Raw genomic sequence first — 4,163 nt, 5'->3', positions numbered from 1 at the left:
CGCAGATCATCGCGTTCTCGCAGGACTTCGAGCTGGTGGCTCTGGTGACCGTCTGCGCTATTCCTCTGGCGCTGATCCTGAAATCGACCAAGGCGGCGATGCGCGCGCCCTCCGCGGATCATGCCGCAGTGATGGAATGACGAAAAGGCAGCGCTCCCGCCCCCAGCGCAATGAATGCCGATGACGTGGAAAACGCGCAAGGCCGCCGCAATGCCATAGGAAGCGGCGCCGAAACTTTGTAGTTTCGCCGCCATGACGATCCAGCGCGCCATCCCGACATCGCCGAGCCCCGCCGCCCCCGCCGAGGCGGCACGAGTCACGCCGATGATGGAACAGTACCTTGAAATCAAGGCGGCCAATCCCGGCCTGCTGCTGTTCTACCGGATGGGCGATTTCTACGAACTGTTTTTTGAGGATGCCGAAATCGCGTCCCGCGCGCTGGGCATCACGTTGACCAAACGCGGCAAGCACCAGGGAGCAGACATCCCGATGTGCGGCGTTCCGGTGGAGCGCTCGGACGATTACCTGCATCGGCTGATCGCGCTCGGCCACCGCGTCGCGGTGTGCGAGCAGACCGAGGATCCGGCCGCGGCGCGCAAGCGCGGCAACAAGAGCGTGGTTCGCCGCGATGTGGCCCGCCTCGTCACTCCGGGAACGCTGACCGAAGACACGCTGCTCGATGCCAAGGCCAACAATTACCTGCTGGCGCTGGCGCGAGCACGCGCCTCCTCCGGAAGCGACCGCATCGCGCTGGCCTGGATCGACATCTCCACCGCGGAGTTCATGGTCACCGAATGCGGCGCCGGCGAACTCGCCGCCACGCTCGCGCGCATCAACCCCAACGAGGTGATCGTGTCCGACGCGCTCCATGGCGATGCTGACATGAGTGCGTTGCTGCGCGAATTGCCGTCGGTCACGCCGCTGACCCGCGACGTCTTCGACAGCGCGACCGCAGAGCGGCGGCTGTGCGATTATTTCGCGGTCGCCACCATGGACGGTCTCAGCGCGATGTCGCGGCTCGAGGCGACCGCGGCCGCGGCCGCCGTCACCTATATCGACCGCACCCAGATCGGCAAACGGCCGCCGCTGTCGCCGCCATCGCGGGAAGCTTCGGGCAGCACCATGGCGATCGATCCGGCCACCCGCGCCAATCTCGAACTGACGCGCACGCTCGCGGGCGAACGGCGCGGCTCGCTGCTCGACGCCATCGACCGCACGGTGACGGCGGCAGGCTCGCGGCTTCTGGCGCAGCGGCTGGCGGCGCCGCTGACGGACAACGCCGCCATCGCGCGACGGCTCGATGCCGTCGCCGCATTCGTATCCGACAACGCGGCATGCGAGGACATCCGCACCGTGTTGCGCGCGGCGCCTGATATGTCGCGCGCGCTGGCGCGGCTCTCGGTTGGACGCGGCGGCCCGCGCGATCTCGCAGGCTTGCGCGACGGCATCGTTGCCGCCGATCAGGCTTTGGCGCGGCTTTCCGCGCTTCCCGATCCGCCGAAGGACGTCGCCGCAGCGATGCAGGCGCTGCAGCGCCCCTCCCGCGATCTCGCGCGCGAACTCGGCCGGGCGCTCGGGGACGAACTGCCGCTGACGAAGCGCGACGGCGGCTTCGTCCGCGAAGGCTACGAGGGCGCGCTCGACGAGGCGCGAAAACTGCGCGACGATTCCCGCCTCGTGGTGGCGGCGATGCAGGCGCGCTACGCCGAGGAGACCGGCGTCAAGACGCTCAAGATCCGCCACAACAACGTGCTCGGCTATTTCGTCGAAGTGACCGCGCAGCACGGCGACAGGCTGATGAACGCGCCGCTCAACGCCGCCTTCATCCATCGCCAGACGCTGGCCGGCCAGGTGCGTTTCACCACATCGGAGCTCGGCGAGATCGAGGCCAGGATCGCCAATGCCGGCGACCGCGCGCTCGGCCTCGAACTGGAGATTTTCGACCGGCTTGCCGCAATGGTGGTCGAGGCCGGCGACGACCTGCGCAACGCGGCGCACGCCTTCGCGCAGCTGGACGTCGCGGCCTCGCTCGCAAAACTCGCAACCGACGAGAATTATATCCGGCCGGAGGTCGATGCCTCGCTCGACTTCGCCATCGAGGGCGGCCGGCATACGGTGGTCGAGCAGGCGCTGAAGCGCGCCGGACAGCCGTTCATCGCCAACGCCTGCGATCTGTCGCCCGGCCCGGGCCAGGCGTCGGGACAGATCTGGCTGCTCACCGGCCCCAACATGGCGGGCAAATCGACGTTCCTGCGTCAGAACGCGCTGATCGCGCTGATGGCCCAGATCGGCAGCTTCGTGCCGGCGGCACGTGCGCGCATCGGCATGATCGACCGGCTGTTCTCGCGGGTCGGCGCTGCCGACGACCTCGCGCGCGGCCGTTCGACCTTCATGGTCGAAATGGTGGAAACCGCCGTTATCCTCAATCAGGCATCGGAACGCGCGCTGGTGATCCTCGACGAGATCGGACGAGGCACCGCGACCTTCGACGGCCTGTCGATCGCGTGGGCGGCGATCGAGCATCTGCATGAAACCAACCGCTGCCGCGCACTGTTCGCCACGCACTATCACGAACTCACCGCGCTGTCGGCAAAACTGCCGCGACTGTTCAACGCCACCGTGCGGGTCAAGGAATGGCACGGCGAGGTGGTGTTCCTGCACGAGGTGCTCCCCGGCGCCGCCGACCGCTCCTATGGCATTCAGGTGGCGAAGCTCGCCGGCCTGCCGCCGCCGGTCGTCGCGCGCGCCAAATCGGTGCTGGCGAAACTGGAGGCTCAGGATCGTGGATCGACGGTGCGCGCGCTGGTCGACGATCTGCCGCTGTTCGCGACGCCCTCACGCTCAGCCGACGAATCCACGCTGCCGAGCGAAACCGCACAGTTGATCGACGCGTTGAAGTCCCTGCATCCCGACGAGATGTCGCCGCGCGAGGCGCTGGATGCGCTTTATGCGCTCAAGGCGAAACTGCCGAAACAGTAATCAGCGTGCCGCGATGTCGCGAAATCTCCCCTCCACTGTCGATGTCGCCATCATCGGCGCCGGCGCCGCCGGGCTCGGCGCGGCCGATGCGCTGAAAGGCTCCGGTCTCTCGGTCCTCGTTCTGGAAGCGCGCGGCCGCGTCGGCGGGCGTGCCCACACCATCGTGCCGGCTCCCGGCATCGTCTTCGATCTCGGCTGCGGCTGGCTGCATTCGGCCGACAAAAATTCTTTTGTTGCCATCGCGGACCGGCTCGGCTTCGCGATCGACAGGACGCGGCCGCCATGGCGCGATCAGAGCTTTGACGCCGGATTTCCGGCGACCGAACGCCAGGACTTTTTTGCCGCGCTCGACGCATTCCACGAGCGCATCGAGAAGGCGGCGGAGAACGATGTCGACGCTGCGGCCAGCCGCTATCTCGAACAGGGCAATCGCTGGAATCCGATGATCGATGCGATTTCCGGCTATGTGAACGGCTGCGAACTCGATTCCGTCTCGGTCCACGATCTCGACGCCTATGAAGACACCGGCATCAACTGGCGCGTGCGTGGCGGCTACGGCGCGCTGATCGAAGCCTACGGCCGACCCTGCCCGATCGCGCTGAACACGCGCGTCTGGCGCATCGATCATTCCGGCTTGCAACTTCGCATCGAAACCTCGAAAGGAACGCTGACGGCGACCAGGGCGATCGTCACGGCGCCGACAAACCTGATCGCGAATGAAGCAATCCGCTTCCACCCCAAGTTGCCCGAGAAAGTGAACGCCGCGGCCGGCCTGCCGCTCGGCGTCGACGACAAGGTGATGTTGGCGCTGGACGATCCCGCCAGCGCGCTGCCGAACGACGGCAACCTGCGCGGCGCCACCATGCAGACAAAGATGGGCACCTTTCACCTGCGCCCGTTCGGCCAGCCCTGCATCGAGGGGTTTTTCGGCGGCAGCTTCGCGCGCGAACTCGAGGACGCCGGCGACGGCGCGTTCGCAGCGCAGGCGATCGACGAGATCGTGGCGCTGCTCGGCTCGGATTTTCGCAGAAAGCTCAAGCCACTCGCTGAATCGCGCTGGGCCCGCGATCCCTTCGCGCAAGGCGCCTATTCCCACGCCCTGCCCGGCCATGCCGGCGATCGCGCGGCGCTCGCCGCGCCGGTCGATAACCGGCTGTTCTTCGCGGGCGAGGCCACCTCGGCGA

Annotated in this window: 2 protein-coding genes; both read left to right on the top strand. The window is 67.3% G+C overall.

The window, feature by feature from the left end; translation table 11 throughout:
* Nucleotides 1-252: 252 nt before the first annotated feature.
* Nucleotides 253-2,979 carry a DNA mismatch repair protein MutS gene (gene mutS / locus BGN91_RS08395; protein WP_292612208.1) on the top strand — a complete coding sequence of 909 codons (2,727 nt, stop codon included), beginning with the start codon at nt 253-255 and terminating at the stop codon, nt 2,977-2,979.
* Nucleotides 2,980-2,992: 13 nt separating this feature from the next.
* Nucleotides 2,993-4,163: FAD-dependent oxidoreductase (locus BGN91_RS08390; RefSeq protein ID WP_292612205.1), on the top strand; the 1,171-nt coding region annotated here is incomplete at its 3' end.

Origin of the sequence: Nitrobacter sp. 62-13 (genome assembly GCF_001896955.1) — a bacterium.
Taxonomy (GTDB): Bacteria; Pseudomonadota; Alphaproteobacteria; order Rhizobiales; family Xanthobacteraceae; genus Nitrobacter.
Note: the sequence above shows the minus strand (reverse complement) of the source record. Positions and strands in the feature narration are given on the sequence as shown.

Bases quoted from the DNA above. Each gene is read 5' to 3' on its own strand.
- mutS (WP_292612208.1), top strand. From the start codon at position 253: ATGACGATCCAGCGCGCCATCCCGACATCGCCGAGCCCCGCCGCCCCC.